This is a genomic window from Streptomyces liangshanensis (genome assembly GCF_011694815.1).
GTDB lineage: Bacteria > Actinomycetota > Actinomycetes > Streptomycetales > Streptomycetaceae > Streptomyces > Streptomyces liangshanensis.
The window spans coordinates 2790830-2816206 of the sequence record NZ_CP050177.1 but is presented as its reverse complement, the minus strand read 5'-3'; the positions used below and the strand labels follow the sequence as shown (position 1 = coordinate 2816206).

Annotated in this window: 25 protein-coding genes; 10 read left to right on the top strand and 15 right to left on the bottom strand. The window is 71.4% G+C overall.

Going from position 1 to position 25377, the window contains the following annotated elements; all coding sequences use genetic code 11:
* Positions 1-26 precede the first annotated feature (26 nt).
* Together HA039_RS11955 and HA039_RS11950 are read left to right on the top strand one after the other, a co-directional pair.
* Positions 27-2252: an MMPL family transporter gene (locus HA039_RS11955; RefSeq protein ID WP_167027910.1), complete on the top strand. Its 2226-nt coding sequence runs from the start codon at positions 27-29 to the stop codon at positions 2250-2252.
* Between the two features lie 143 nt (positions 2253-2395).
* Complete coding sequence (locus tag HA039_RS11950; RefSeq protein ID WP_167027906.1) at positions 2396-2869, top strand: YxiG-like protein; 474 nt, start codon at positions 2396-2398, stop codon at positions 2867-2869.
* A gap of 346 nt (positions 2870-3215) precedes the next feature.
* On the opposite strand, the gene HA039_RS11945 is transcribed toward HA039_RS11950, so the two are convergent.
* Positions 3216-3908: a GntR family transcriptional regulator gene (locus tag HA039_RS11945; protein ID WP_167027903.1), complete on the bottom strand. Its 693-nt coding sequence runs from the start codon at positions 3906-3908 to the stop codon at positions 3216-3218.
* Positions 3909-4030: 122 nt separating this feature from the next.
* Between HA039_RS11945 and HA039_RS11940 the strand changes: the two genes are divergently transcribed.
* From HA039_RS11940 to HA039_RS11930, 3 genes are all read left to right on the top strand, one after another.
* Complete coding sequence (locus HA039_RS11940) at positions 4031-5548, top strand: MmgE/PrpD family protein (protein WP_167027900.1); 1518 nt, start codon at positions 4031-4033, stop codon at positions 5546-5548.
* 113 nt (positions 5549-5661) lie between these two features.
* Positions 5662-6354, top strand: coding sequence for an MBL fold metallo-hydrolase (locus tag HA039_RS11935; protein ID WP_167027897.1), 693 nt, complete (start codon positions 5662-5664; stop codon positions 6352-6354).
* A gap of 216 nt (positions 6355-6570) precedes the next feature.
* Positions 6571-7353, top strand: a complete 783-nt coding sequence (locus HA039_RS11930) for a CPBP family intramembrane glutamic endopeptidase (RefSeq protein WP_167027894.1) — start codon at positions 6571-6573, stop codon at positions 7351-7353.
* A gap of 450 nt (positions 7354-7803) precedes the next feature.
* Here the strand turns inward: HA039_RS11930 and HA039_RS11925 are convergent, their stop codons facing one another.
* Genes HA039_RS11925 through HA039_RS11915 form a run of 3 tightly spaced genes read right to left on the bottom strand, consistent with a single transcriptional unit; the run spans position 7804 to position 9231 of the window.
* Positions 7804-8055 (bottom strand): DUF397 domain-containing protein, encoded by a 252-nt coding sequence (locus HA039_RS11925; RefSeq protein ID WP_167027891.1) that lies wholly within the window; start codon positions 8053-8055, stop codon positions 7804-7806.
* 49 nt (positions 8056-8104) lie between these two features.
* A complete protein-coding gene (locus HA039_RS11920; RefSeq protein ID WP_167027888.1) occupies positions 8105-8359 on the bottom strand; it encodes a DUF397 domain-containing protein in 255 nt (84 codons plus the stop codon).
* Positions 8356-9231: a helix-turn-helix domain-containing protein gene (locus HA039_RS11915; protein WP_167027885.1), complete on the bottom strand. Its 876-nt coding sequence runs from the start codon at positions 9229-9231 to the stop codon at positions 8356-8358. Before HA039_RS11915 ends, HA039_RS11920 begins: the two co-directional genes overlap by 4 nt.
* A 215-nt stretch (positions 9232-9446) precedes the next feature.
* On the opposite strand from HA039_RS11915, the gene HA039_RS11910 reads away from it, so the two are divergent.
* Entirely contained in the window at positions 9447-9914 is a 468-nt protein-coding gene (locus HA039_RS11910; protein ID WP_208298597.1) for an ATP-binding protein, read from the top strand.
* 112 nt (positions 9915-10026) lie between these two features.
* Here HA039_RS11910 and HA039_RS11905 read toward each other — a convergent pair whose 3' ends face one another.
* The 9 genes from HA039_RS11905 to HA039_RS11865 form a co-directional block, all read right to left on the bottom strand.
* Positions 10027-10635 (bottom strand): hypothetical protein, encoded by a 609-nt coding sequence (locus HA039_RS11905; RefSeq protein WP_167027882.1) that lies wholly within the window; start codon positions 10633-10635, stop codon positions 10027-10029.
* Positions 10622-12274 carry a substrate-binding and vWA domain-containing protein gene (locus HA039_RS11900; RefSeq protein WP_167027879.1) on the bottom strand — a complete coding sequence of 551 codons (1653 nt, stop codon included), beginning with the start codon at positions 12272-12274 and terminating at the stop codon, positions 10622-10624. The genes HA039_RS11905 and HA039_RS11900 overlap by 14 nt, the downstream gene beginning before the upstream one ends.
* The gene (locus tag HA039_RS11895; protein ID WP_167027876.1) at positions 12271-13437 is read right to left on the bottom strand and encodes a toxic anion resistance protein; all 1167 of its coding nucleotides are present in this window, start codon (positions 13435-13437) and stop codon (positions 12271-12273) included. Before HA039_RS11895 ends, HA039_RS11900 begins: the two co-directional genes overlap by 4 nt.
* A gap of 26 nt (positions 13438-13463) precedes the next feature.
* Entirely contained in the window at positions 13464-14567 is a 1104-nt protein-coding gene (locus HA039_RS11890; protein ID WP_208298596.1) for a substrate-binding domain-containing protein, read from the bottom strand.
* 185 nt (positions 14568-14752) lie between these two features.
* Complete coding sequence (locus HA039_RS11885; RefSeq protein ID WP_167027873.1) at positions 14753-15244, bottom strand: SCO4983 family protein; 492 nt, start codon at positions 15242-15244, stop codon at positions 14753-14755.
* A 106-nt stretch (positions 15245-15350) separates the two neighbouring features.
* Positions 15351-15962 carry a hypothetical protein gene (locus tag HA039_RS11880; RefSeq protein ID WP_167027870.1) on the bottom strand — a complete coding sequence of 204 codons (612 nt, stop codon included), beginning with the start codon at positions 15960-15962 and terminating at the stop codon, positions 15351-15353.
* Between the two features lie 2 nt (positions 15963-15964).
* Positions 15965-17176, bottom strand: coding sequence for a pyridoxal phosphate-dependent aminotransferase (locus tag HA039_RS11875; protein ID WP_167027867.1), 1212 nt, complete (start codon positions 17174-17176; stop codon positions 15965-15967).
* Between the two features lie 96 nt (positions 17177-17272).
* Positions 17273-18112 carry a polysaccharide deacetylase family protein gene (locus HA039_RS11870; RefSeq protein WP_243869361.1) on the bottom strand — a complete coding sequence of 280 codons (840 nt, stop codon included), beginning with the start codon at positions 18110-18112 and terminating at the stop codon, positions 17273-17275.
* 282 nt (positions 18113-18394) lie between these two features.
* Complete coding sequence (locus tag HA039_RS11865) at positions 18395-19255, bottom strand: helix-turn-helix domain-containing protein (RefSeq protein ID WP_167027861.1); 861 nt, start codon at positions 19253-19255, stop codon at positions 18395-18397.
* A 167-nt stretch (positions 19256-19422) separates the two neighbouring features.
* Between HA039_RS11865 and HA039_RS11860 the strand changes: the two genes are divergently transcribed.
* Positions 19423-19770: a DoxX family protein gene (locus HA039_RS11860; protein WP_167027858.1), complete on the top strand. Its 348-nt coding sequence runs from the start codon at positions 19423-19425 to the stop codon at positions 19768-19770.
* 81 nt (positions 19771-19851) lie between these two features.
* Here HA039_RS11860 and HA039_RS11855 read toward each other — a convergent pair whose 3' ends face one another.
* Together HA039_RS11855 and HA039_RS11850 are read right to left on the bottom strand one after the other, a co-directional pair.
* Positions 19852-21462 (bottom strand): N-acyl-D-amino-acid deacylase family protein, encoded by a 1611-nt coding sequence (locus HA039_RS11855; protein WP_167027855.1) that lies wholly within the window; start codon positions 21460-21462, stop codon positions 19852-19854.
* Positions 21463-21555: 93 nt separating this feature from the next.
* The gene (locus HA039_RS11850; RefSeq protein ID WP_167027852.1) at positions 21556-22899 is read right to left on the bottom strand and encodes an alanine racemase; all 1344 of its coding nucleotides are present in this window, start codon (positions 22897-22899) and stop codon (positions 21556-21558) included.
* A gap of 113 nt (positions 22900-23012) precedes the next feature.
* Here HA039_RS11850 and HA039_RS11845 point away from each other — a divergent pair, with 113 nt between their 5' ends.
* Genes HA039_RS11845 through HA039_RS11835 form a run of 3 tightly spaced genes read left to right on the top strand, consistent with a single transcriptional unit; the run spans position 23013 to position 25356 of the window.
* Complete coding sequence (locus tag HA039_RS11845) at positions 23013-24170, top strand: sugar kinase (protein WP_167027849.1); 1158 nt, start codon at positions 23013-23015, stop codon at positions 24168-24170.
* Positions 24167-24931, top strand: coding sequence for an IclR family transcriptional regulator (locus HA039_RS11840; RefSeq protein WP_167027846.1), 765 nt, complete (start codon positions 24167-24169; stop codon positions 24929-24931). Before HA039_RS11845 ends, HA039_RS11840 begins: the two co-directional genes overlap by 4 nt.
* Entirely contained in the window at positions 24928-25356 is a 429-nt protein-coding gene (locus tag HA039_RS11835) for a RidA family protein (RefSeq protein ID WP_167027843.1), read from the top strand. Before HA039_RS11840 ends, HA039_RS11835 begins: the two co-directional genes overlap by 4 nt.
* Positions 25357-25377 lie beyond the last annotated feature (21 nt).

The following is a 25377-nucleotide window of genomic DNA, read 5'->3' as shown; positions in this document are numbered from 1 at the left end:
TACATCGAATTCGAAGGAGATCGGGCGTGTTCGAACGCATAGCCGAGCTGGCGATTCGCCGTTCCCGGCTGGTACTCATCGTCGCCGTCGTGGCTGTGGCCCTCATGGGCGTCCTGGGCGCGGGCGCGTTCGGCACGTTGCTGGGAGGCGGCTACGACGACCCGGCCTCCGGGTCCTCCCGCGCCAAGGAGGTCCTCGACAAGAAGTTCGGCGGGGAGACGAACCTGGTCCTGCTGGTCCGTACCCCCGAAGGCCGCGTCGACGCCCCCGCCGCGGAGGCGAGCGGCCGGGCCCTGGCGGCGGACCTCAAGAAGGAGCGGAACCTCGACAACGTCATCTCGTACTGGGACACGTCCAGTCCCGACCTCCTGTCCGAGGACGGCCGCGAAGCCGTGGTCCTCGCCCACGTGAAGGGCGACGGCATCGAGCGGGACGAGAACGCGAAGGCCGTCATCGACGCGTACCGGGGGCCGTACAAGGACGCGCTCACGGTCCGGGCGGGCGGCGCCGCGGCCGTGACCAGCGAGATGGGTACGCAGTCGGCCGAGGATCTCCTGCTGGCCGAGGCCATCGCCGTACCGCTCACGCTCGTCCTGCTCCTCCTCGTCTTCGGCAGCGCGGTCGCCGCCCTGCTGCCGCTGGCGATCGGACTCATCGCCATCGCGGGCACGTTCGCGGAGCTGTTCGTGCTCGGCAGCGTCACCGACGTCTCCGTCTTCGCGGTCAACCTGACGACGGCGCTGGGACTCGGACTGGGCATCGACTACGCCCTGTTGATGATCAGCCGCTTCCGTGAGCAGCTCGCGACGGGGGCGAGCGTGGACGACGCCGTGCGGCGGACGGTGAGCACGGCGGGCCGTACGGTCGCCTTCTCCGCCGCGACCGTGGCGGCGGCGCTGGCGGCGCTGCTGGTGTTCCCGCAGTACTTCCTGCGGTCGTTCGGCTACGCGGGGATCGGCGTGGTGGTCATCGCCGCGCTGAGCACGCTGTTCGTCATGCCGGCGCTGTTCGCCGTCCTGGGCCACCGGGTCAACAGCGGGCGCATGCCGTGGGGGAACAAGCCGCGCCCGGACGGCGGGCGGGCGCCGCTGTGGGGCCGGCTGGCCGGCACGGTCATGCGGCGGCCCGCGCTCACCGCGCTCCCCGTACTCGCCGTCCTGCTGCTGGCCGCGAGCCCGCTGCTCGGCATCACCTTCGGCACGCCGGACGAACGGGTGCTGCCGGACTCGGCGGAGAGCCGCCAGGTGTCGTCGGTGCTGCGGGAGAAGTTCAACGGCAACGACGACGCGGCGCTGCGGATCGTCATCGACGAGCCGCTGGGCCAGGCCCCGTTGGCGTCGTACGCGACCGAACTGTCCTCGCTCCAGGGCGTCATCCGCGTCGAGACGAGCGGGGGGGCGTACACCGAGGGGCGTTCGGGGACGGCGGGCCCCGCGGCGTCCCACCTGGGCCGCCCGGACGCCCAACAGCTCAGCGTGGTCAGCTCCCTGGCCCCGAAGTCGGCCGAGGCCCAGAGCCTGGTGGGGACGGTACGGGCGGTCGCCCCGCCCGCCGGAACGCACCCGCTGGTGGGCGGAGTCGACGCCGAACTGGTCGACTCCAAGACGTCGATCGGCGGCCAACTCCCGCTCGCCGTGGCGTTGGTGGCCGTCACCACCTTCGTCCTCCTCTTCCTCTTCACCGGCAGTGTGGTGCAGCCGTTGCGGGCGCTGGTCCTCAACATGCTCAGCCTGGGCGCCACCCTCGGCGTCATGACGTGGATCTTCCAGGACGGCCACCTCTCCTCCGTGCTCGGCTTCACCGCCCAGCCGATGGAGGTGTCCATGACCGTGCTGATGTTCTGCATCGCGTTCGGCCTGTCGATGGACTACGAGGTGTTCGTGACCAGCCGGATCAAGGAACTCCACGACCAGGGCGAGGACAACAGGTCCGCGGTGACGCACGGCCTCGGCCACACGGGCCGCATCGTGACGGCGGCGGCGTGCCTGCTGGCGGTGAGCTTCTTCGCCTTCGGCACGGCGAAGCTCAGCTTCATGCAGATGTTCGGCCTGGGCAGCGGCCTGGCGATCCTGATCGACGCGGTGGCGGTACGAGGCATCCTGGTCCCGGCAGCCATGCGCCTCCTGGGCCCCGCGGCCTGGTACGCCCCACCCTTCCTCCGCAGGGTCCACACCCGCTTCGGCCTGAGCGAGTCGGCCCCGGCGGGGACGCCTGAGCGGACGACTACGGACCGGGAGTTGGCGAAGAACTAGCGCCACGGCGTAGCTCTTCGGCTTGCACCGCTCGTCTCCACCCCTCGGAGGCGGGCGGTCGTTCGTTGCGGCCACGGAACCCGATGCCCGAGCGCCGCGTATGGCGATGTCGGACACCGCGTCGGGTGCGGTAGAAGAGCGCTATGGACACCGGCGTACTGGAACAGTTGCTGGACGACGTCTTCGACCAGGCTGTCGTGCATCACGGATACACCAACTACATGCGTGACTACGAGGTCATCGTTCACGCGACTGCCGATCCTCGTACCGGCGCCGTACCGTCCTACCTGCGGTATCTCTTCCGGTTCTGCGTCGAGGCCCGTTGCGAGACATCGCTGGCGGCGGAGACCTGGCGGGACTCGTTGGACGACCGGCTCATCGAGCACGAATCCGGGGTCGACCTGGACGGATACGTCTGGGGCGTGAAGTGGCACTGCCTGTACCCGGGGGCGAGATCAGTCCCCGAGTCGGAGGCAGCCCGCCGTTGGTCGGCTGCTGTGGGGATCGACTTCCACGAGGTTCGCATCGAAACTGACGCGCACAACCTGGCCTTGGTCTTCTCCGACCTTCGGGTGAGCGAGGTCCCGGCGGGCTATACGCCCTTCGTCGCTGACTGAGCATCCTGCGGGGGAGTCGATGGCGGGGCGGAAGACACTGAATAGCTGGGCTGGTGTGGGTGCGGGGCTGAGGGGGGCATACGTGGCGGGTGATCGTTCGGCGCAACCGTCGTTGTGGCTCGCTTTCTGTGGCTGAGGCCAGAACTGCGTAGGTGTGGCTGTTGCGCGCGGGTGTGTTGTGTGGGGGCTCTGGGGTTGCTGGCTCGGGGTTCGGGGTGTGCCAGTCCGTGCTGGATGAGCTGACAGGCCGCGGCTGCCCGCGCGTCGACGGTCGCGGTCTTCGTGCCTCGTGAAGCGCCGGCCCGCTTTGAGTCGTCCCCGCTTCCGCCGTCGGCGGGCTGCTCTCCTACTTGTTCTGTTCGGCCGGGGTGAGCAGGCGTTGGAAGTCGGCTAGGCCCCCCGAGCGGTGTTCGGCCAGCAGGCGCAAGGCGTCGGGGATTCTGGCGTTCTCGAAGGCGGTGGCGATGGCGTCGTGTTCGGCGAGGATCGCCTCGGCGCGTGCATAGTCTCCGGCGGCGGCTCCGCGTCGGTAGGACAGGGCGCGGTGCGGTTCGAGCGCCTCCCACAACTGGGTCACGAAGCGCAGCAGCCACTCGTTGTCGCAGCGGTTGAGCAGCGCGAAGTGGAACCGCCGGTTGCCGGTGATCACGCCCTGCACGTCCGTCGCGGCGACCGCGGCGCGCTGGGCGTCCAGGGCGCCGCGCAGCGCGGCGATGTCCTCGGGCCGCATCCGGGCGGCGGCGTTCGCCTCGGCCTCGCCCTCCAGGAGTTCCCTGACCCGGAAGATGCCCTCCACGCCGCGCGGGTCGAGTTCGGTGACGGTGTAGCCGCGCTGCGGGACGTACGTGACGATCCCCTCCCCGGCCAGGGTCTTGAGGGCCTCCCGGACCGGGATGACGCTCAGCCCCAGCTCCTCGGCTGCCGCGCTCTGGCGGATCGGCGCCCCGGGGGCCAGGTCGCCCCGGACGATCGCCTCCCGAAGCTCCAAGAGAGCCACGGCCTCGGCGGTACGGGGGAGGGAGGTTCGATGGAGGGCCACGTCGTCATCGTACCCAGGGATCGCGCGAAACTAGATGTTATAAATTAGAATGTACGGTGATTCGGGGGGCCGCAGGGCCGTACGTCCGCCCCACCGGGGCCTACGACGAGGAGGTGAGCGCGGTGTCCGTACCGGCTCGGACGACCACCCGACAGCCCAGCGACCCCCGCGCCCCCAGCGCCCCCGAAGGCCCCACCGGGCAGCTGGCCGGCTGGCTGGCCACCACCACGTCGGCCGACATCCCCGCCCCGGTACGCGAGCGGGCCGCACACCTGGTGCTCGACGGCCTGGCCTGCGCGCTGATCGGCGCCCAACTCCCCTGGTCGCGCACCGCGGTCCGGGCCGTCCTGGCGCTGGAGGGCACCGGGGACGTGCCGGTCATCGGCTGGGGACGTACCACCGGCGCCCCGGCCGCCGCCGTGTTGAACGGCACCTTCATCCAGGGCTTCGAGCTCGACGACTACTACCCGGCCGCGCCCCTGCACAGCGCCTCCCTCGTGCTGCCCGCGCTCCTGTCCACCGCCGCGCAGGCGGGCCCCGTGAGCGGCGCGGAGTTCCTGCGCGCGACGGTGCTGGGCTTCGAGACCGGCACCCGGGTGGGCAGGGCACTGAACGGCCCCGAGATGCTCGCGCGCGGCTGGCACTCCGGGTCCGTCTTCGGCACCCACGCCGCGGCGGCCGCCTGCGGCGCGCTGCGCGGTCTGAGCGCCGCGCAGTTCGAGGACGCGCTCGGCCTGGCCGGCACCCAGTCGGCCGGACTGATGGCCGCGCAGTACGAGGCGATGTCCAAGCGCATGCACCACGGCCTCGCCTCCCGTAACGGCTACTACGCCGCGGGGCTCGCCCACGGCGGGTACACGGGCATCAAGCGGGTCTTCGAGCGGCCGTACGGCGGCTTCCTCTCCACGTTCGGCGAGGGCCACCACCCCGATCCCGCCCAGATCACCAAGGAGCTGGGCCGGACGTGGAACACCGAGAAGATCACGGTGAAGATCCACGCGGCGATGGGCGGTCTGCACCCCGCGATCGACGCCGCCATCGCCCTGACCGCCGACCGCAGGCTGACCGCCGACCGCAGGCTGACCGCCGGCCGCGGGCTGGGCGCCGATCGAGGGCTGGGCGCCGACGACATCGAGGCCGTCCGGATCGAGGTTCCGGAGGCCATCCACCACCACGGCTGGTGGCCGCCGGAACGGCCGCTGACCACCGTCGGCGCCCAGATGAACATCGCCTACGCCACCGCCGTCGCGCTCCTGGACGGTCATGTGCGGCCCGAACAGTTCCTGCCCCGCCGGATCGACGCCGACGACGTGTGGGACGTGATCCGCCGTACCGAGGTGAAGCGGGTCGACGAGCGGCAGGACCCGTCGTGGGACCGGCCCGGCTACAACACGCGCGTCACCGTGACCCTGCGCGGCGGCGCGTCCCTCACCCGGACCCTCAACCAGCCGCACGGCGGACCCGACGACCCGCTCACGAACACCGAGATCCGCGAGAAGTACCGGGCGCTGACCGCCCGCGTCGTCGACGCCGACCGGGCCGCGGAGATCGAACGACTCGTCCTGGACCTCGAAGCGCAGCCGGATCTCGACCGCCTGGTGCACCTGCTCGCCGCACCGGTGCGCGGCGCCCTCGACTGACCACCACGAACTGCGAGGCACCCCCCATGTCCCCGTCCCGGCGAGGCACGACCACCACCCCACCCTCCCTCGTCGCCGAGCACCGTTCCCCCTCCCACCTCTCAAGGACCCCCATGCACACCCAACTCGCCCCCGGCATCACCCAGATCGCCACCACCAAACGCGACCACGCCTTCCTCGTCGAAGGCGACGACGGCCTCACCCTCGTCGACGTCGGCTGGGCCAAAGCCCCCGGCGCCCTGCTGGACACCGCCGCCGCACTCGGGCACCACCCCTCCGACATCCGCCGCATCGTGATCACCCACGCCCACCCCGACCACGTCCAGGGCGCCGCCGAACTGCGCCGCCGCACCGGCGCGCGGATACTCATCCACGAGGCGGACCGTGCCTGGCTGGAAGCCGGCCGCGTCCCGGCCGAAGGCCGCTCCGGTGCCCTCGGCCGCCTCATCGACCGGGTGCCGAAACTCCACTGGACCCCCGTCCCTGCCGACGGCACCCTGGCCGACGGAGAACTGGTCGAAGGCAGCGGAGGCCTCCGCGTCATCCACACACCTGGGCACACGCCCGGCCACGTCGTCCTGTTCCACGAACCCACCCGCACCGTGCTCATGGGGGACGCCGCCTTCAACCGCGGCGAGTTGGCCCTCGGCCCCGCCGCCCTGGCCGCCGACCCGGCCCTGCGCCCGGGCAGCCTCGCCCGTATCCCGGACAACCTCCACGCGGTCGGCTTCGCCCACGGCGCGCCCTTGACCGGCAGCGGCGTCGACACTTTCCAGGACTTCCTGAGAACGCTGACAACCGACTGACAACAACGGGCAGCCCGACTCCGCCGCGCTCCCCTCGGTAGGGCTATCCCCACCTGGGGAAGCCGGGAAGCGTCATGGAGTCGCGGGGGTGCCGTCGGGAATGCTGGCAGCCTCAGCGTCCCGCCCTCCTGGGGGAGGAGGGGAGCGGCGATTCCTGGCTGTCGCGACCTGTGTTGGTGTGCGTGTCGCGCGGTCCGAGCGAGAGCGAAGCGCGTCATGTCCGTTGGTTCGTCGATACCCGTGGACGCCTCGGCCGTCCTGCCCGCCGAGGCGCCCGAGCCGTACCGCCGGCCCGTCGCCGTGGGTCTGCATCTACTGCCCGGGGTGCTGTTCTTCGCCGGGTGCGTGATCTTCCGGCCCTTGACCGAGGGCCTGGGACTGCCGGACTCGCTCGGATTCACCCTTGCCGGGCTGGTGCTGGTGACGCCCTTCGAGTTCGCCTATCTGGTACGGCGGGGGCGGGGGCGAGGCCGGTCGCTGAGGGAGGCGGTCGCCGCCTCGGTCGGCTTCCGGCGGAAGCTGCCCGTACAGCGGTTGGTTCCGCTCGTTGTGGCGCTGATCGCCTTCACCGCTGTGACGCTGGCGGTACTGAGTCCGGTCTCGGGTTTCCTGGAACACCATGTGTTCGAGGACCTGCCGGACTGGATGCGGTCCGGCAACGACGATCTGGCGCACTTCAGCACCACGGTGGCCGTTGTCGCCCTGCTGCTGAACATCGTCGGGGACTGTGTGCTGAGCCCGGTCGCCGAGGAGCTCTACTACCGGGGCCACCTGATGGCACGCCTGCCCACCGGGCCGGTGACCGCCGCGGTCACCGGCGCGGCGCTCTTCGCCGCCACCCACTTCTGGGAGCCGGAGTTGGTGGTGTTCGTCTTCGTCGTGCAGAGCGTGATGGGTCTTGTCGTACGGAGGACAGGGTCGGTACGCGTCTCGGTCTACCTGCACATCGCCGTCAACTCGATCACCACCGCGATGACGGTGGCGGCCTTGCTCAGCTAGGCCGTCCTTTCCGACCACGGGATCCGGTCGACGCCACCGGGCGCTCGTGTGGTGGGTTGATCGACCGCGCACCCACCGCTCTTGGCCCTGGCGGACCGGGCCCACTCATCCCGGGCTCTTCCCGCGCACCAGCCGTCCGGCGGACGTTAGTTCCACGGCTCCAGGTCGGGGTCTTCGCCCCTCATCCTCGCCGCGGCCACGCAGAGGTCACGGCCGTAGATCTGAGCGCTACCCCACTCCGAGCCCCACAGGTCGGTCGCCGCGCGGGCTACGGAACGCCATGTCCGGCCTTCATCTACTCGCCAGGTGCGGATTTGGGTGGCCATCTCGGGCGTGATTGCCGCCGGGTCCGCAGTGCTCTGTGCCATTCCACCTACGGTACGGACTCCGAAGAGAAGGCGGCCACCGGATACCTGCGGGCCGCGGGGCTCGAGATCCGTAAGACAGGGCCTAGAGTTCGGTGTCGTCGGGGATGAGGTGGTCGTACTGGCCTGCCTTGACGGCGAGTATGTGGGCCAGCATTTCCTTGTCGGTGAAGCGGAGTGCGCCGTCGAGGTTGCGGTGTTTGGAGTCGCCGAAGGCGACGCCGCCCTCGATCGGCATGACGAGGACGCAGGCGTCTCCCGAGCCGTTGCTGAACGCGGACTTCTCCCACTCGCCGTCGAGCGGTGCGGAGTAGAGGGTGTCCTTGGGGCCGCTCATCGAACTTCCCTTTCGACCGGCACGGTCTTGGTCGTGGTGGTCCGTTTGCTCAGAGTTCGGTGCCGTCGGGGATGAGGTGGTCGTACTGGCCGGCTTTGACGGCGAGTATGTGGGCCAGCATTTCCTTGTCGGTGAAGCGGAGTGCGCCGTCGCGGGCGCGGTGCTTGGAGTCGCCGAAGGCGACGCCGCCGTCGATCGGCATGATGAGGACGCAATTCTCGCTTGAACCGCTGCTGAACGCGGACTTCTGCCAGTCGCCGTGGAGAGGCTGCTCGTACAGGTCCGACTTCGATTCGACTGTCACGACAGTTCTTTCTTGATCTCTTCGATGAGCTGAACGGTGAGTACGGGGCTCAGGGCGAAGGCCGCCAGGTCGGCGTACCTCCGTCGTGCATGCCGGATCGCCGCCGCTTCATCGGTCACGGAGTCGCCCCGTTGCATCTCGGACGAGACCACACTGCGGTGTTCGACGCCGGGAAAGTCAAGGACGGAGAAAGGTGTGCTGGAGACGCTGGCCGCGCCCGCCTCGAACGGAATCACGCGCAGGTTGACGTTCTGTCGTTTGACGGACATCAGCATGTGGTCCAACTGGGCCCGCATGACGTCCCGTCCGCCGACGACGGCCCTCAAGGCCGACTCAAGGCACAACGCGTCCAGGGCAGCGGGATGTTCTCGGGTGAGTACACCCTGTCGCTTCTGGCGCACGTCGATGAAGATCTCGCGGTGCTCGGTGCCCTCGTGCTGTTGCCCGAACTCGACGAGTGCGGCTACGTAGTCCCTGGTCTGGAGGAGCCCTGGTACGTACGTGCCGCTGTGGCAGAAGATCTTCTCCGCCGCGTCCTCAAGGTAGAGGTAGCGGTACGAGTCCGCCGTGAACACGGCCTGGATCTCCGGGCGTTCGTACCAGGCTCGGCCGAACGACCGGCCCTGGTCGATCGCGGCCCTCAGGGCGGCGCGTTCATCGATGCTCGCCTTGTACGCATCCAGCATCTGTTCGAGCTGGTCGGGGCTCGGGAACGCCTTGCCGCGTTCGATCTTGCTGATGTTGTGCCGCGAGCACGCCAGGCGTACCGCGATGTCGTCCTGCCGGAGGCGCGCGTGCTCGCGCAGTCGTGCGAGCTCCCCGCCGACCTTTCGCATGGCGAAGATCGCGTTGGTGTTCACGCTGACGGGCACCGGTGTCCCTCCGGGTGGCATGACGTCCGAGGGCAGCAGCGTAGCGCGCAGACCCACGCGAATGACTCGTCCGAGCTACTTCTCAGGTTCTGCTTGCGCGCGACTAGTCGCGCGACTCATGCTGAAGGCGCGCCCCAGTGCGAGACGCCCGGGATGCGCACCCATCCGTCATGCGCGCCCGACGGCCGGCATGACCCCTACCGGAGGTACGAGTGGTGGATCAGCGTGGATACGTACTGGCGGTCGAGCGCTACCCCAGTTCCGCTGTCGCGGTGGGGGAGGCGCGGGCGCTTGCGGGGCGTGTGTACGCGCCGTACCCGTGGGTGGACCACGACACCGTCAAGCTGCTGGTGAGCGAGACCGCCACCAACGCCGTGCTGCACGCCGGCGGTGGTGGGTTCGACCTCATCTGCCACTCGCCCGTGCGGGGTTCGGTCCAGATCGAGGTGCACGACCGCAGCAAGGCCGAGCCCCGGCGGCGCCCGCACACCGCGTGGGACAGCCATGGGCGGGGGCTGGAGTTACTCGACCTGCTCGCGCCGGGGTGGGGGGTCGTTCCGACGCACACCGGGAAGGGGCTGGTCTTCGCGGTCACGGCCGATCCGCCCGAGTCGGCCTACCGGCGGCTCCTGGAGCGGGTGTTGTTGGGGCTGGGCGGGAGCGTTCCGCTGGAGGAGGAGTGAAGGGGGTACGTCACGGGCGCGCCTCGTACCGGTTGCACGTTGCGCTCGACGCCGCCGCTCGTGGTCGAGCCGATCGCGCCGGGCGGCGGCAAGACCACGGACCGCGCGGCCCTCACGGGGACTTGTGGCGGTCCTCCAGGTAGCGGGTGTGGGTTTCCTGGCGGCGGGATTCCGCCTCGCGCAGGGCTGTCGCCAGGGTGCGGGATTCGTCGTACAGGACGGTCAGTTGGCGTTCCAAGTGGCGTTCCGGGGGGTCCGTGGTGGGTTGGAGGCGGGTCCACCAGCGGGTGCGTACGTACGTGTCCACCGACTCCGGGATGTCCTGGCGGATCGCCCGCGACAGGGCGTGCACCGCCTCCGGGTCCTGCGTGAGAGCGTCCGCCACCCAGCCTGGTTCCAGGAGGGCGGCCAGGACCTCTGTCAGTTCGGTCAGGCGGCCGGCCGCCGCGGGAGGGAGGTCCACCTCGGTCAGGTAGGCGGTGAGCGTGGTGAAGTCCGTCCGGAGGGTGGTGAGTTGTTCCGCCGTGTCGTCGAAGGCCGGGGTCCGGGGGCGTTCCGGCGGGGCGATCAGCGCGCCAGCGCCGTACAGGCCCGCGACGATCAACGGCCAGTAGGTGCCGGCCACTCCGGTGAACGTGCCCGCCAGGCCCACCAGTCCGCACGCGCTGCCGGTGAGGTTCTTGCGGGATTCGAGGAACGCGAGCGCTCTACTGGTAGCCACGGATCTCCTCGAATGCCCCGTCCAGGGAACCTCGCGTGGCGTCGAAGAGCCGCCCGCCGGTGAGTTCCGCGATGTGGTTCAGTTCGCCCCGGTCCGAGTCGCCGAAGACGATCGGGAAGACCGGTGTGGTGCGCCGCGCGGCCGGGAGCCGCGCGTAGAAGGCGTCGAAGTCCTTGGCGCTCGTGCCCGTGGTGTTCTCGCCGTCCGTCATCAGCACGATCGAGGTGAACGTGTCCGTGCTGCCCTGCCCGAGGCGCGCGTACGCCTCCTCCAGGCTGCTGTAGATCGCTGTCTCGCCGGACGCCGTGAGGGACGCGGCGTCCGCGCGGATCGCGTCCAGTGCCGCCGACGGGTCGCCGGGGGCGACGGTGTGGCTCGTGACCTCCTTCACCTCCGCCCCGAACGGCATGAAGGTCACCTCCTCCCGGTCGCGGAAGCGGTCGCCGGTCGGCGAGTCGCCCGTGCCGGTCAGGGTGGTCAGCGCGGCCTTCAGCCGGGCGAGGCGCCCGCCCTCCATCGAGCCGGACGTGTCCAGTACGTACACCGTGCGCGAAGGGCGGCGCAGTTGGTTCTCGTACGCGTCCAGCAGCCCGTCCGCGACCGATCGGCTTCCGGGGAAGGGGAGTTCGCGGCGCTTGTCGGTGGCCAGGCCCGCGGCCGGCTTCACCGAGGGGACGACCGGGCGGCGGAACGTCTCCTCCGTCAGGGCCCGTTGGGCCTCCGGGCCGCGCAGGTACGTGGTGAGGGCCTGGCCCGCTTCCCGCGCCTCCCGCGGCGCCGACGTGAGGAGCGTGAAGGGGTAGTCGGCGGTCACCACCCCGTCCCTCGGGCGGATCACGGTGAGGCCGGTGTGGCTGTCGCGGTTCATGGACAGCAGCACCGACTCGTAGTTGATGAGGGCGTCGACGGTGTCGTGGCGGGTGTACGCGGTGGCGAGCCACCCCGACGAGCCGGACGTGAGTTTCTGGCCGGCGAAGAACTCCGTCAACTTCCCCGTGGTGCCCCGCACATCGGCGTCCGTGAGCGCCGCCTGCGCGCCGGAGAGACCGGAGGTGACCGAGATCAGGGCGGAGAAGCCGGAGTTGGACCGAACGGGGTCGGTCATGCCGTACGTGAGCTTGCCGGCCGCGACCGCCTCGTACACCTGGGACCAGGTGACCTGGTCCGGCCGCCAGCCGAGCCGCTTCACCGTCGCCGCCTTGACGCCGAGGGCGACGGGCGAGGACATGATCGGGGTCTCGTTGGTGAGGCGCCGCGAGACGCCGGGGCTCAGCCGCAGGTAGTCGTTGGACGACAGCCACACCGCGTCGTACTTCCCGTCGGCGCCGCCCGAGGCGATCAGGTCCGCCGCGTCCAGGGTGCCGCTCCAGGTGGGGCGTACCTTCACCCCCGTCGCCTTCTCCGCCAGGTCCAACACGCCCTGCATGTCGGACAGTTCACTGGAGGCGAGCACGCGGAGCGTGCCCTTGCGGTACGTGGTGTCCGGGGCGTCCCCGTGTGCGCCGGTCGGCCGGCTCGTGGTGTCGGGGCCGCCGGTGGCCCCCGAGGAGCAGGCGGTGACGGTGGTGACGGCGGTCAGGAGCGCGGCGAGATGGACGGCCGCGCGCAGGAGCGGCCCCCTGTACGGCGGGCGTCTCATCGGGCGCCGCCTTCGAGCGCGCCCGCCGAACGTGTGCGCTCCAGGTGCGCGCTCGCGTTCTGCAATTCCGTCGTCAGCGACTCGACCGTCGCCGCCATCGACTCCGTCGCCTGGACCTTGTACGTGTCGATCGCGTCGAGCGTGGTGTAGATCTGCTGGAAGGCCGCGCGCAACGTTTCCGCCCCGACGGCCGGCTCCGCCGCGAGCCGCTGGATCTCGCCGCTCTGGGTGGCGAGCATCTCCGCGTTGCCCCGGATCAGGTCCTCCGTGGTCGCCCGCAGGACGGTCACCTGCTCGGTCACCTTGCGCTGGTTCTCCAGCGCCGAGGCCAGCATCACCGCGATGCGCAGGGCGGAGACGGTGGTGGTGGCGGCCCGGTCGACGCCCTTGATCAGCTCCTCGTTGTTGCGCCGTACGAGGTCCATCGCCAGGTAACCCTGTGCGCAGACGGCGAGTTGCGTCAGCAGGTCCTGGTGCTTCTGGCGGACCGGGAAGAGCACGTCCGCGCGCAGGGCGTCCGCCTGGGCGGGGTCCGTGAGGTCGGCCTCGGCGATGCGCTCGCCGACGGCCGCGTCCAGGGCGGCGGTGAGAACCGCGTACTCCTGGAGCTTGCCCATCGTCTCCCACAGGCGGCTGCGCTCGGTGTGCAACGCGGCGTTGTCGCGCCGCAGTTCGTCCTGGCCGCCCCGCAGCGAGCCGACGATCCGGTTCAACGTGGACTGGGAGGAGGCGTACTTGGCCGCGTGGTCGCGCAGCTTGTTGCCGCCGGGCAGCTTCGAGAGCAGCCGCCGGGCGCCCTTGCCCGGGGTGTCCCGGGGGTCCAAGTCCTCCACGGTACGGCGGAGTTCGACCAGGGACGACGACACGCGCGACTGCGCGTCCTCGCCGCCCGACGCGAGGGAACGGACCGTACGGTCCAGCATGCGGTTGGACTGCTGGGCGGCGCCCCGGATCTCGCCGGAGCCGAGGTTCGCGATCTCGCCGACGCGCGTGCTGAACTCGGGCGAGCGCGCGTCGAGCCCGGACAGCGACCCCACGTACTCCGCGGCGCGCCGCGTCATCTCGTCGTGCACGGAGTCGTCCAGCGGTACGAGCCCCGCGGCCTGCTCGGTGCGTACCGGGGCGACCGGCTCGGGCGGGGTGAGGATCAGTTCGTTGCTCATCGTGCTTCTTCCCCCTGGGAGTGGTGCTAGGACCGGGCGCGCAGGGCCATGTCGTGCAGCACCTCGGTGGTGGGCACGGGTGCCTGGCGGACCCCGGAAAGTGTCTGGTTCAGATAGGCGGCGCCGCCGGCGGTCGCGGCGGTGAACCCGGCCGCGTCGCCCTGCGGGCGGAAGCCGTGCCGTACCGCGAGCGCGCGCAAAGTGGCGTCGGTGGAGAGCAGTTCGCCCAGGGCCCGGCCGTTCGCGGTGAGCGGGACGAGGGTGTGGTCGCTGTTGACGGTGGTGTCCGGGTAGAGCACCACGAGGTCCCCGACGTCCTGCTTCTGGAGCAGCAGCGAGGCGACCTGGGACTCGTACACCAGCACCAACGGGTTGCCGACGCCGCTGATGAAGTCCCTGAACGGCGCGTCCGAGCTGGTCTGTTGGGCGCCCTGCACCGAGATGAGCTTCTTCAGCAGCGGGGCGGTCCTGGTGACGGCGGCCTTGTCGGTGGCGACGCGTCCGCCGTCCGCGACGTAGGAGGCGGCGGCGAGGTAGAGCGCGCCCGAGCTGGAACTCTCCGGGTCGGTGCTGGTGATGAAGACCGTGCCGCTCAACTCGGCATGCGCGGCGGCCCCCTTGAGCTGCTGCCAGGTCCGCCCGTCACCGGCCGCCGCGAGGTACGGCTTCATGCGGAGGGTGCCGCGGGACGGGCCGTCGAGGGTGGCGAGGCCGTTGTCGGCGAGGACCCGGGCGGCGCCGCGGTGGGCGACGACGACCAGCGGCGAGTAGAAGGGGCGCAGGGGGCCGCCCTGCACCTTGTACTTCCTCACCAGCTCGTCGGCCGGGGCCTTCGAGGACGGGAAGGCGAAGTCGTACCCCTTCAGGGGCAGTTCCTCCATGGCCCAGGAGCCGGAGGTCTCCGACTTCACGGTGAAGCCCCGGGCAGCCAGCGCTTTCACCACCTCGGGATCGGCGAAGAACTCCGCCTTCTCCGACCCGATCACTCCACGCACGGTCTTCGTTGCCGTGCTGGTGTCTTGGCTCTCTCGGCCTGCCACGACGGCTGCTGCCACGCCGCCGATCAGCAGCACCGCCAGGACGATTCCCAGGATGCGTTTCACACGACGAGCGTGCTCGCGGAAACCCACATTCCGGGCGGAGTTGGGTGTACGGGGGGTGAAGTGCCCATCCCGGTAAGGAACCGGAGCGCGCCCTTCAGGACGTCAGCCGGATCGGCTCAGGATCAGCTCCGGTCTGGCTCCCGTCCGACTCCGGTCCGGCCGGGTGTGTGGCACCCGGCCCGCGCGCCTCCGCGGCCCGCGGACCGGGGCCGTCAGTGGGCGCCCACGAGCCGGCGGCCGGGGGTGGCCGGCGGCTCGGCGAGGGCGGCGGTGTGCGCGTCCATGCGCTCGGCGGACAGGATCGCGGCGGCGGTGTCGGCCCGCGAGGCGGCGACGACGAGGGCCCGCCCGGCCAGTGCGAGAGCCCGGGCGTGCAGCTCGGCCCGCCCGACCCCGGCGAGACCGGCGCCCTCGGCACCCGTACCCGCGACATCGGCACCCGTACCCGCGACCGCGTCGGCGTGGCCCTCCTCCGCCGGTCGGACGGCCTCGGGGGACAGCCGCACAGGCTCCCCACCCCGCAGCCGCGCGATCTGCCGCGCGATGTCCCCACCCGCCTCGACAAGCCCCAGCTCATCGGTCACGGCGAGGAGCGCGGAGAGATGGCCCGCCAGCTGGATGTCCAGCTCTTCCTCCCGGCTGCGGTGGGGGAAGTCGGCGTCGGCCATCGTGTGGACCGACTTGGCACGGATCGGTTCGTACATGGGATGGCCTCCTGGCAACGTCAGGAAACCATCCTACATTGGATCCGGTCTAAAGTTGAGCCCCGTCGGGGTCGGCCGTACGGGTCAGCGGTCGTGCGGTCTGCCGTCACCACTCGGTCGACAGGGCGACCACGAAAGCGGGGAGGCGTTCGTTGTTCGCCTCTTCGCGGGGGAGGGACAGGGTGAAGTGGGATTCGATGAGGGACAGGGTGTGGCGGTCGCGGGCGCGGTAGTGCTCCGTATCCGGGCGGGCGTACCGGCCGTCCGGATACAGGGTGGCTCCCGCTGTCAGGTCCGGGAGCAGGAGGTACGGGTGTTCGCCCCAGCGGCGAAGTTCATCGCCCAGTCCGAAGCCGCAGACGACCACGCCGTCCCTGGAGTAGGAGAATGTGCGGGGCGGATGGTCGGGGGACGGCTCCAGGACGATGACCTCCACCCCGTCCCGGGAGATCTCGGCCGGGTTGTCGCGGCCGTCGCCCATCCCGTACTCGACGGCGAAGGACCAGTCGCCGGAGGACCCGACCCGCACCACGTCCTCGACGTCCGTGCTCAGGTCCAGGACCAGGTGCCACGCCTCCGTCTCCGTGAGCGGGGACGCGAGGGATCCCGGGATCCCGCCCATCCGCACGGCCAGTTCCGTCGGCCCGATGCCGCGCGCGAAGACCACTCCGTGCTCCCAGTGGTCCTGGTCCGCGAGCCACTGGATGCCGTCGCCCACGGCTACACCTGCGCGTAGCCGTCCAGGAAGTTGCCGATCCGCGTGACAGCGTCCGTCAGGTCCTGGGTGGTGGGGAGGGTCACGATGCGGAAGTGATCCGGTTCCGGCCAGTTGAAGCCCGTGCCGTGGACCACCATGATCTTTTCGGCCCGGAGGAGGTCGAGGACCATTTCCCGGTCGTCCTTGATCTTGTAGACCTTCGGGTCGAGCCGCGGGAAGAGGTAGAGCGCGCCCTTCGGCTTCACGCACGTCACCCCGGGGATCTGGGTGAGCAGGTCGTACGCCGTGTCCCGCTGCTCCAGGATCCGGCCGCCCGGCAGCACCAGGTCCTGGATCGACTGCCGGCCGCCCAGCGCCGTGGCCACCGCGTGCTGCGAGGGCATGTTGGCGCACAGCCGCATGTTGGCCAGGATCGTCAGGCCCTCGATGTACGACGTGGCATGGGCCTTCGGGCCGCACACCGCCATCCAGCCGGAGCGGAAACCGGCGACGCGGTAGTTCTTGGACAGCCCGTTGAAGGTGAGGGTCAGCAGGTCGGGCGCGATCGCGGCCGTCGGGGTGTGCGTGGCGCCGTCGTACAGGATCCGGTCGTAGATCTCGTCCGAGCAGACGATCAGGTTGTGGCGGCGAGCGATCTCGGTCAGCGAGGCGAGCATCTCGTCCCCGTACACCGCGCCGGTCGGGTTGTTCGGGTTGATGATCACGATCGCCTTCGTGCGGTCGGTGATCTTGCGCTCGATGTCGGCGAGGTCCGGCATCCACTCGGCCTGCTCGTCGCACCGGTAGTGCACGGCCGTGCCCCCGGCCAGCGACACGCTCGCCGTCCAGAGCGGGTAGTCAGGGGCCGGTACGAGCACCTCGTCGCCGTCGTCGAGCAGGGCCTGCATCGACATCTGGATCAGCTCGGACACGCCGTTGCCGAGGTAGATGTCCTCGACGTCCAGCTCGATGCCCTTGGTCTGGTAGTGCTGCATCACCGCGCGCCGCGCGGACAGCAGGCCCTTCGCGTCGCCGTAGCCGTGCGCGTCCCCGAGGTTGCGGAGCACGTCCTCCAGGATCTCCGGGGGGCACTCGAAGCCGAACGCCGCCGGGTTGCCGGTGTTCAGCTTGAGGATGCGGTGGCCCGCCGCCTCCAGCCGCGTCGCCTCCTCCAGGACCGGGCCCCGGATCTCGTAACAGACATTGGCGAGCTTCGTCGACTGGATGACCTGCATGTCCGCCACTTTACGGCCGGGTGACGAAGGCCGCGTCGTGTTTTTGCCCACGTTGCTCCGTACCGGTTACGGGGCGGACACATCAGGGCGCTCCCGTCAGCGGACCGGGAAGCCGAAGCCGTACCCGTGGTGCCGCAGCCACGGCAGCAGCTTCCGCAGCGCCGCCGCCGTCTGGCCGCGGTCGCCGCCGCCGTCGTGGAAGAGGATGGTCGGGCCGTTGCCCAGCTCGTGCTTCACGAGGTGCGTGATGGCGTGGACGCCCGGCTCCTCGTAGTCCTTCGAGTCGACGTTCCAGCCCAGCGGGCGCATGCCCGCCGACGCGGCGATCTGCCGGCTGTACGGGGTGAACGCGCCGCCCGGCGCCCGGTAGTACAGCGGCTTTACGCCCCCCGACGCCCGGGTGATCTGCCCGGCCGCCACCAGGATCTGGTCCTTCTGGTACGCCTTCGAGCGGTGGTCCATCGACGTGTTGTGCGTGACGGTGTGGTCGCACAGCCGGTGCCCGTCGGCCACCACCCGCTTGACCAGGTCGGGGTGGGCCTCGGCCTGCGGGCCGATCATGCAGAAGGTCGCGCGGGCGCCGTTGTCCCGGAGGATCTTCAGGATCTTCGGGGTCCAGGTGGGGTCGGGGCCGTCGTCGATGGTGATGTTGACGGACCGGCCGCCGCCCTCGACCGCGTGGGCGATGTCCATGCTCACGAGGGGAGGGGGGAGCTTCGGGTCGGGGGAGGAGGTCTGGCCGGGAGGGGTGGGGGGTGTGGGGGGTGGGGTGGGAGCGGCCGGGGTGGCGGGGGTGCTGGGTGTGGCCGAGGGGGTACGGGGTGCGTCGACCCGGACGCCGCCGCCCTTGCCGTCGGAGCCGTCCGCCCCCTTGGAGCCGTCCGCGCGCTGGCCACCGCAGCCGGTGACCAGGACGGCGGCGATCAGGACGAGCACGGCGGCCCGGGCCCGTACGCCGCCCTCCGCTCGTACCCCTGCCCCTGCCCCTACCCCTGTCCCTGCCCGTACCCCCGCTGTTCGAGCCGGTCGAATGCCCGTGCCTGCCATCGTCCCCACCACTCCCGCTGTCGCGTCGCGTCGTCCGGGGAGAGAGACGAGCGGAGGGGGCGGGAGGATCCGGTCCTCACCGGATGGTCATAAGTTCGTGGGACCCGGCCCGGACACCAGTGCCCATTTCGGTCGTACGGCTCCCGCGTCGCCGCGTCGCGTCGCCGTGCCTCAGCCCGCCACCACGTGCAGCGCCCCCGGCCTCCGCCCCGTCAGCCGGTCCAGCGCCGCGGACGTGGCCTCGTCCGCCGGCAGGTGCACCACCAGGTGCGGGCTGTCCAGACCCGGTAGCTCCAGCGTCTCGGTCGTCAGGTGGAGCGCGCCCGCCACGGGATGAGCCACCCGCTGCGCCAACGGGTTCTCGGGCGTCCGGGCCGCGAGCGCCCAGCGGTCCGTGAAGAGCGCGCCCGCCGCTCCGGACAGCTCCTCCACGAACGACGCCAGGTGGTGGTCCTCCGGTACGGAGCCCGTCCTGAGCCGCGCGACCAGCGCGTCCGCCTCCCGCTCCCAGTCCACCAGGACCGTACGGGCCCGCCGGTCCGTGAACACGTAGCGGGCGAGATTCGGTGCGGCGGAGTCCAGCACCCCCAGCGGGGCGACGAGCCGTTCGTACCCCTCCGTGTACGCCAGCACCTCGGTCAGCCGGTTGACCAGGACGGCGGGCGTGGGCTCCAGCCGGTCGAGCAGGGCGCGCACGCTGGGCCGTACGGTACGGGCCGGCGCGCTGCCCGCCCCCGGGCAGAGCCCCAACGTGCCGGTGGCGGCCTTCTCGGCGCGCATCAGCGCGAAACGCTCGTCGTCCGTCAGCCGCAGCGCCTCGGCGAGGGCGCCGAGGACCTGGGGCGAGGGGTGGCGGTCGCGGCCCTGTTCGAGGCGGGCCAGGTACTCGACGCTGATGCCGGCCAGCATCGCCAGCTCGGACCGGCGCAGTCCGGGCGTGCGTCGGCGGCTACCCCCGGGGAGGCCCACCTGCGCCGGTGTCAGGGCCTCGCGGCGGGCGCGCAGGAAGAGGCCCAGCTCGTTGTGACTCACCCCGCCAACCTACGCCGGGTCCGGCTTCCGATCGTAGCCCTGCCAGTACCCGCCTCGGCCGGGACTTCCTCGGCGCTCCTGGCGACGCCAGGTTGTGCGGGGGCGGCCGGGTCTTCCGCGCCTCCACCTCCGCGTCCACCTTCTCCAGCTTCTCCAGAGGGGCCCCTGTGTTCATCGCCTACGCCGTCGTCGGCCTGCTGCTCGTCCTCGGACTGACTCTCTCCGCCTTCGGTACGTTCCGACGCGACGAGAAGGTCGTCGCGGGTATGCGGGAGGTCGGCGTCCCGGACTCCTGGCTTCCGCGGCTGGCCACCCTGAAGTTGCTCGGTGCGCTGGGACTGGTCGCGGGCCTGTGGGTGCCGCTGATCGGCGCGGCGGCCGCGGTAGGGGTGCTCCTCTACTTCATCGGGGCTGTCGTCTCGCACCTGCGCGTCAAGAACCACGAGATCGCCCCGGCGGGGGTGTTCGTGGTGCTGGCCGTCGCCGCGTTGGTGCTGCGGCTCGCGTCGGCCTGAGGATTCGTACGGCGTGCTCCCCGGAAGTGCCCCCGGACGCGCCGCCGGACACGCGCCCGGACGCGCCCCCCCCGGGCGGGCTCACCCCGTGCGCCGCACCGACCGCCCTGCCAGCGTGTCCGTGCGGCGGCCGTCCTCGATCACGAAGCGGCCGTCGATCAGCACGTGCGGGATGCCCACCGGCGGCGTGCGCGGCGCCTCGAACGTCGAGCCGGCCGCGACCGTGGCCGGGTCGAAGAGGACCAGGTCCGCGCGGTAGCCCTCCCGGACGAGCCCGCGGTCGGGGAGGCGCAGGCGCGCGGCCGGGCGCGAGGTCAGGTGCGCCACGCACTCCTCCAGGCTCAGGACGCCCAACTCCCGCACGTACCGCCCGAGATACCGCGGGAACGTGCCGTACGCGCGCGGATGCGGCTTGGCGCCCTGGAGGATGCCGTCGCTGCCGCCCGTGTGCACGGGGTGGCGCATGATCTCCCGGACGTTGTCCTCGTGGCCCACGTGCTGGAGGATCGTCGAGCCGAGACCGTCCTCCACCAGCAGCCTGCGCGCCGTGACCCAGGGCTCCTCCCCGAGCCCGGCCGCCGACTCCGCGACGGTTCTCCCCACGTACGAGGCCAGGCCGGGCGCCGAGACCCCGGAGATCTCGATGGTGTCCCACTCGATGGGCACCCCGTGGCAGCCGTCGGCCCCGATGACCTCCATGTGGTGGCGGATCTTCTCGGCGGTGGCGTCGTCGCGCAGCCGCGCCAGGACGCTGTCGGGGCCGCCCTCGCTCGCCCAACTGGGCAGCATCGCCGCGAGGGTGGTCGAGCCGGGGGTGTACGGGTAGGTGTCGAGCGTGATGTCGGCGCCCGCGTCCAGCGCGCCGTCCAACAGGGCCAGCAGGTCGGGGGCCTTGCCCTCGTTGACGCCGAAGTTCATGGTGGCGTGGGCCAGATGGAGCGCGCAGCCCGCCCGCCGGGTGAGCGTGACCATCTCCTCGTACGCCTGGAGCGCGCCGGCGCCGTACGACCGGTGGTGCGGGCAGTAGTAGCCGCCGTACCGCGCCACCACCCGGCACAGCGCGGTCAGTTCGGAGTCGTTCGCGTACATGCCCGGTGTGTACGTCAGCCCGGACGACATGCCGACCGCGCCCTGTTCCAGGCCCTCGGCCACCAGCTGTTCCATGCGGGCCAGTTCGGTGGCGGTGGCCGGGCGGTCGTCCCAACCGACCGCGTACATACGGACGGTGCCCTGCGGGACCAGGTACGCGGCGTTGACCGCGATGCCCGCGCCGTCGAAGCCGTGGTCGAGCCGGTCCAGGTACGCGCCGACCGTCCGCCAGTCGAAGTCGATGTCCGAACCGTCGCCGTTCCAGCCGGTGATGGACTGCCTGACCTGCGCGAGCGTCGCATCGTCGACGGGCGCGTACGACAGGCCGTCCTGCCCGATCACCTCCAGCGTGACCCCCTGCGCGGCCTTCGCCGAGTGGTCGGGGTCGCGCAGCAGGGCGAGGTCGCTGTGCGCGTGCATGTCGATGAAGCCGGGGGAGAGGGCGAGCCCGGCGGCGTCGAGGGTGCGCGCGCCGCTCAGGCGGGGGCCGCCGTCCTCCCTGCGGATGGCGTCGATACGGCCCCCGGTGAGGCCGACGTCCGCGCGGTAGGAGGCGCCGCCGGTGCCGTCGACGACCTGTACGTCCTGGATGACGAGGTCCATGGTCTGCGCTCCTGGGGTCCTGGGTCCTGGGTCCTGGGTCCGGGTTACGGGTTCCGCTGCCGTGTTTCCTTGCTCCGCGTGCCTGACGGGCCGTCAGAAGAACGTGCGGATCAGGTCCGTGACCGTGCCGTCCGCCTCCACCAGCGGGATCAGCTGCCACTTGTCGAACGACGTGCACGGGTGCGACAGCCCCAGGCCGACCCAGTCGCCGACCTCCAGCTCCGCGCCCTCGTCCGTCGACACCCACGTGTGCTGGTCGGACAGGCCCGTCACGGTCAGCCCGGTCGCGGGCCTGACCTCGCCCGTCCGGCCGTCGCGGATCACCTGCGCCTGCGGGAGGTCCAGGTCGTACGCCGCGTCCCGCTTGCCCGCGTTGAGGAACGCCTGCTCGGCTGACGGGCGCGAGACGACCTGCGCCCACAGCCGGAACGCGGGCTCCAGGGCGCCTTCCTCGGGTACGCGGTTGAAGGGGGTGAGGCGGCTGTAGTGGCCGTCGTCGTGCGAGACGTACGCGCCCGAGCGCAGCAGCTTCCGTACGGGCAGGGAGAGCGCCGGGATCTCGGCGAAGACGTCGGCGACCGCGTCGAACCACGCGCTGCCGCCCGCGCTGACGACGATCTCGTCCGGGCCTGCCTCTCCTTCCGCGCCCGCGAAGCGCCCGGCCTTGTCGAACTCCACCGCCAGCGCGACCAGTCGGCGCAGCCAGGCCCGCACCCGGTCCGCGTCGGCGTCGGGCACCTCGCCCTCGTACCCGGCGACTCCCGCCAGCCGCAGGGTGGTCACGGCGGCCACCGCGTCGGCGACCGCCGCGCAGTCCGCCTCCGTACGCGCTCCGGTACGGGCCCCCTCGCCCGCGCCCAGCTCGACGACGACCTCCACCGGGCGGGTGGCGCCGGCCGCCCGCAGGGCCTCGTCCATCAACGCGACGCCGCGCACGGAGTCCACGTAACAGAGGAAGCGGAAGTCGGGGTCGCGGTCCAGCTCGCCGGCCACCCAGCGCAGCGCCGCCGCGTCGACCACCTCGTTGGCGAGGAAGATCCGTTGGATGCCGAACGCCCGGTAGACGCGGGCCTGGTGGGGCAGGGCGGCGGTGATGCCCCAGGCGCCGTGGGCGAGTTGGCGGGCGAAGAGCTGCGGGGACATGGAGGTCTTGCCGTGCGGGGCGAAGGCGAGGCCGTGGCGCTCGGCGTACGTCTCCAGCAGGGCCAGGTTGTGCGTGAGCGACTCCGCCGACAGGGCCAGCACGGGGGTGGTGAAGCCGCCCGTGAACAGGTCGCGGCGCTGCGCGGAGAGCGCGCCGACCGTGAGGCCCTCGGCGTCCGGCGGGAGCCCCTTGAACCGGTGGTCCACCCGCTCTTCGGCGAGGCGGTCCACCCGTACGTCGCCGGGGCGGTCCCCGTGCTCGTCGCCGAGCGGGGCGGGTCGGTCGGTCGCCATGCGGGCCTCCGGAGTCGAAGTGAGGTCGGTTTGATCACCATCGTTGCAACATTTGCAACACCCATTGCGCATATCGCTTGTCGCTGTCTAACATCCGAGCCGATGTCGGGTCAATGGTGGCCCCTCCACGCATCGGCCGAGCGGCGAGGAGCCCCAGAGTGACCGGAGTGACCGGACCCGTGCCCCCGCGCGTGGACGTCGTCTGTCTCGGCGAGTCCATGGTCACGTTCCTGCCCTCCCGCCCCGGCCGCCTCGCCGACGTCCCGTCCTTCGACCGCGCCATCGGCGGCGCCGAGTCGAACGTCGCGTGCGCGCTAGCGGCCGCCGGGCACGCGGTGAAGTGGGTCAGCCGGGTCGGCGCGGACGGCTTCGGCGACCACCTGGTGGCCGCCGTCGGCGCGTACGGCGTCGACACCTCGGGGGTCCGGCGCGACCCGGACCGGCCCACCGGCGTCTACTTCCGTACGGCCACGGACCGCGCCACCGACGCGCACGAAGTCGCCTACTACCGGGCCGGGTCCGCCGCCTCCGCGATGTCCCCGGCGACCGTGCCGTACCGCGACCTGTGGGCGGGACGCGTCCTGCACCTGTCCGGCATCACCGCCGCGCTCTCCGCCGACTGCCTGGCCCTCATGCGCGAGCTGACCCGCCGGAGGCCCGGCCGCCCCCTCGTCTCCTTCGACGTCAACCACCGCCCCGGCCTGTGGCGCGACGGCTCGGGCGCGGACGTCCTGCTGGAGCTGGCACGCGGCGCCGACCTGGTCTTCGTCGGCGACGACGAGGCGGCGCAGGCGTGGGGGCTGCGGGGCGCGGACGCGATCCGCGCGGCGCTCCCCGAGCCGCGCACGCTGGTGGTGAAGCGCGGGAGCGCGGGGGCGACGGTGCTGACGCGGGAGGGGTCGGACGGCGCGCGTGACAGCGGTGACGACACCGGAAGCGCCCCCGCTCAGAGCACGCAGGACGCCCCCGCCCCCGACACCGTCACCGACATGCCCGCCCTCCACGTCGACGTCGTCGCCCCCGTCGGCGCCGGTGACGCCTTCGCCGCCGGCTTCCTCTCCGCGACCCTGCGCGGCCTCCCCGCCGCCGCCCGCCTGCGCCACGGCCACCTCATGGCCGCCGCCACCCTCACCGTCCCCGGCGACCTCGGCACCCCGCCCACCAGGGCCGACGCCGACCGCCTCGCGGGCCTCGACGCGCGCGCCTGGGGGAGACTTCGTCTCGGCCCCGGCTGGACGGCGGCCATCGAGCAGGAGGTACGTACCCGATGAGCCAGACCGTCGACCGCGCGCTGAGCATCCTCCCCCTGCTCGCGCAGGGTCCCGCCGACCTCGGACAGGTCGCCGAGCGCCTCGACGTCCACAAGTCCACCGCGCTGCGGCTGCTCCGTACCCTCCACGAACACGGGCTCGTCTACCGCCAGCAGGACAACCGCTACCGCCTCGGCGCCCGCCTCTTCGCGCTCGCCCAGGAGGCCGTGGAGAACCTGGACGTACGGGAGATCGCCCACCCCCACCTCGTCGGCCTCAACGAACAGTGCGGCCACACCGTCCACCTGGCGGTCCACGAGGAGAACGAGGTCCTCTACATCGACAAGGTGGAGAGCCGCTACCCGGTCCGGATGTACTCCAGGATCGGCAAACCGGTCGCCATCACCGTCGCCGCCGTCGCCAAGCTGCTCCTCGCCGACCTCCCCGAGGCCGAGCGCCGCGCCCTCGCCGAGCGGCTCGACTTCCCCATGTACACACCCCGTTCGATCCCCAACGCGGCCGCCTTCCTGAGGGAGTTGGCGACCGTACGCGAACAGGGCTGGGCCACCGACCTCGGCGGCCACGAGGAGTCCATCAACTGCATCGGCGCCCCGATCCGGGGTACGGACGGCAGAGTTGTCGCCGCCATGTCGGTCTCCGCGCCGAACGTCGTCGTCACCGCCGAGGAACTCCTCACCCTCCTCCCGCTGCTCCGCCGCACCGCCGACGCGATCAGCCGGGAGTACTCCGGCACCACCCACTCCAAGGAAGCACGCACATGAGCGAGAACACGCCCCAGCTCCCGAAGACCGCGCTGACCCCCGCCACGCACACCGCGCCGCCGGCGAAGTTCTCGCACGGCGTCCGCAAGGGCAACCTCCTCCAGGTCGCCGGCCAGGTCGGCTTCCTGCCCGCCGTCGACGGGCAGCCCCCGGTCCCGGCCGGACCCACCCTGCGCGAGCAGACGCTCCAGACCTTCGCCAACGTCAAGGCGATCCTGGAGGAGGGCGGCGCGAGCTGGGACGACGTCATGATGGTCCGCGTCTACCTCACGGACGTGGACCACTTCGCGGAGATGAACGCGATCTACAACACGTACTTCGAGGAGCAGGGCCTCAAGGAGGCCGCCGCCGCCCGTACGACCGTCTATGTCGGCCTGCCCAAGGGGCTGTTGATCGAGATCGACGCGCTGGCCGTCCTCGGTTGAGCCCTTCCGCCTTACCCCCGG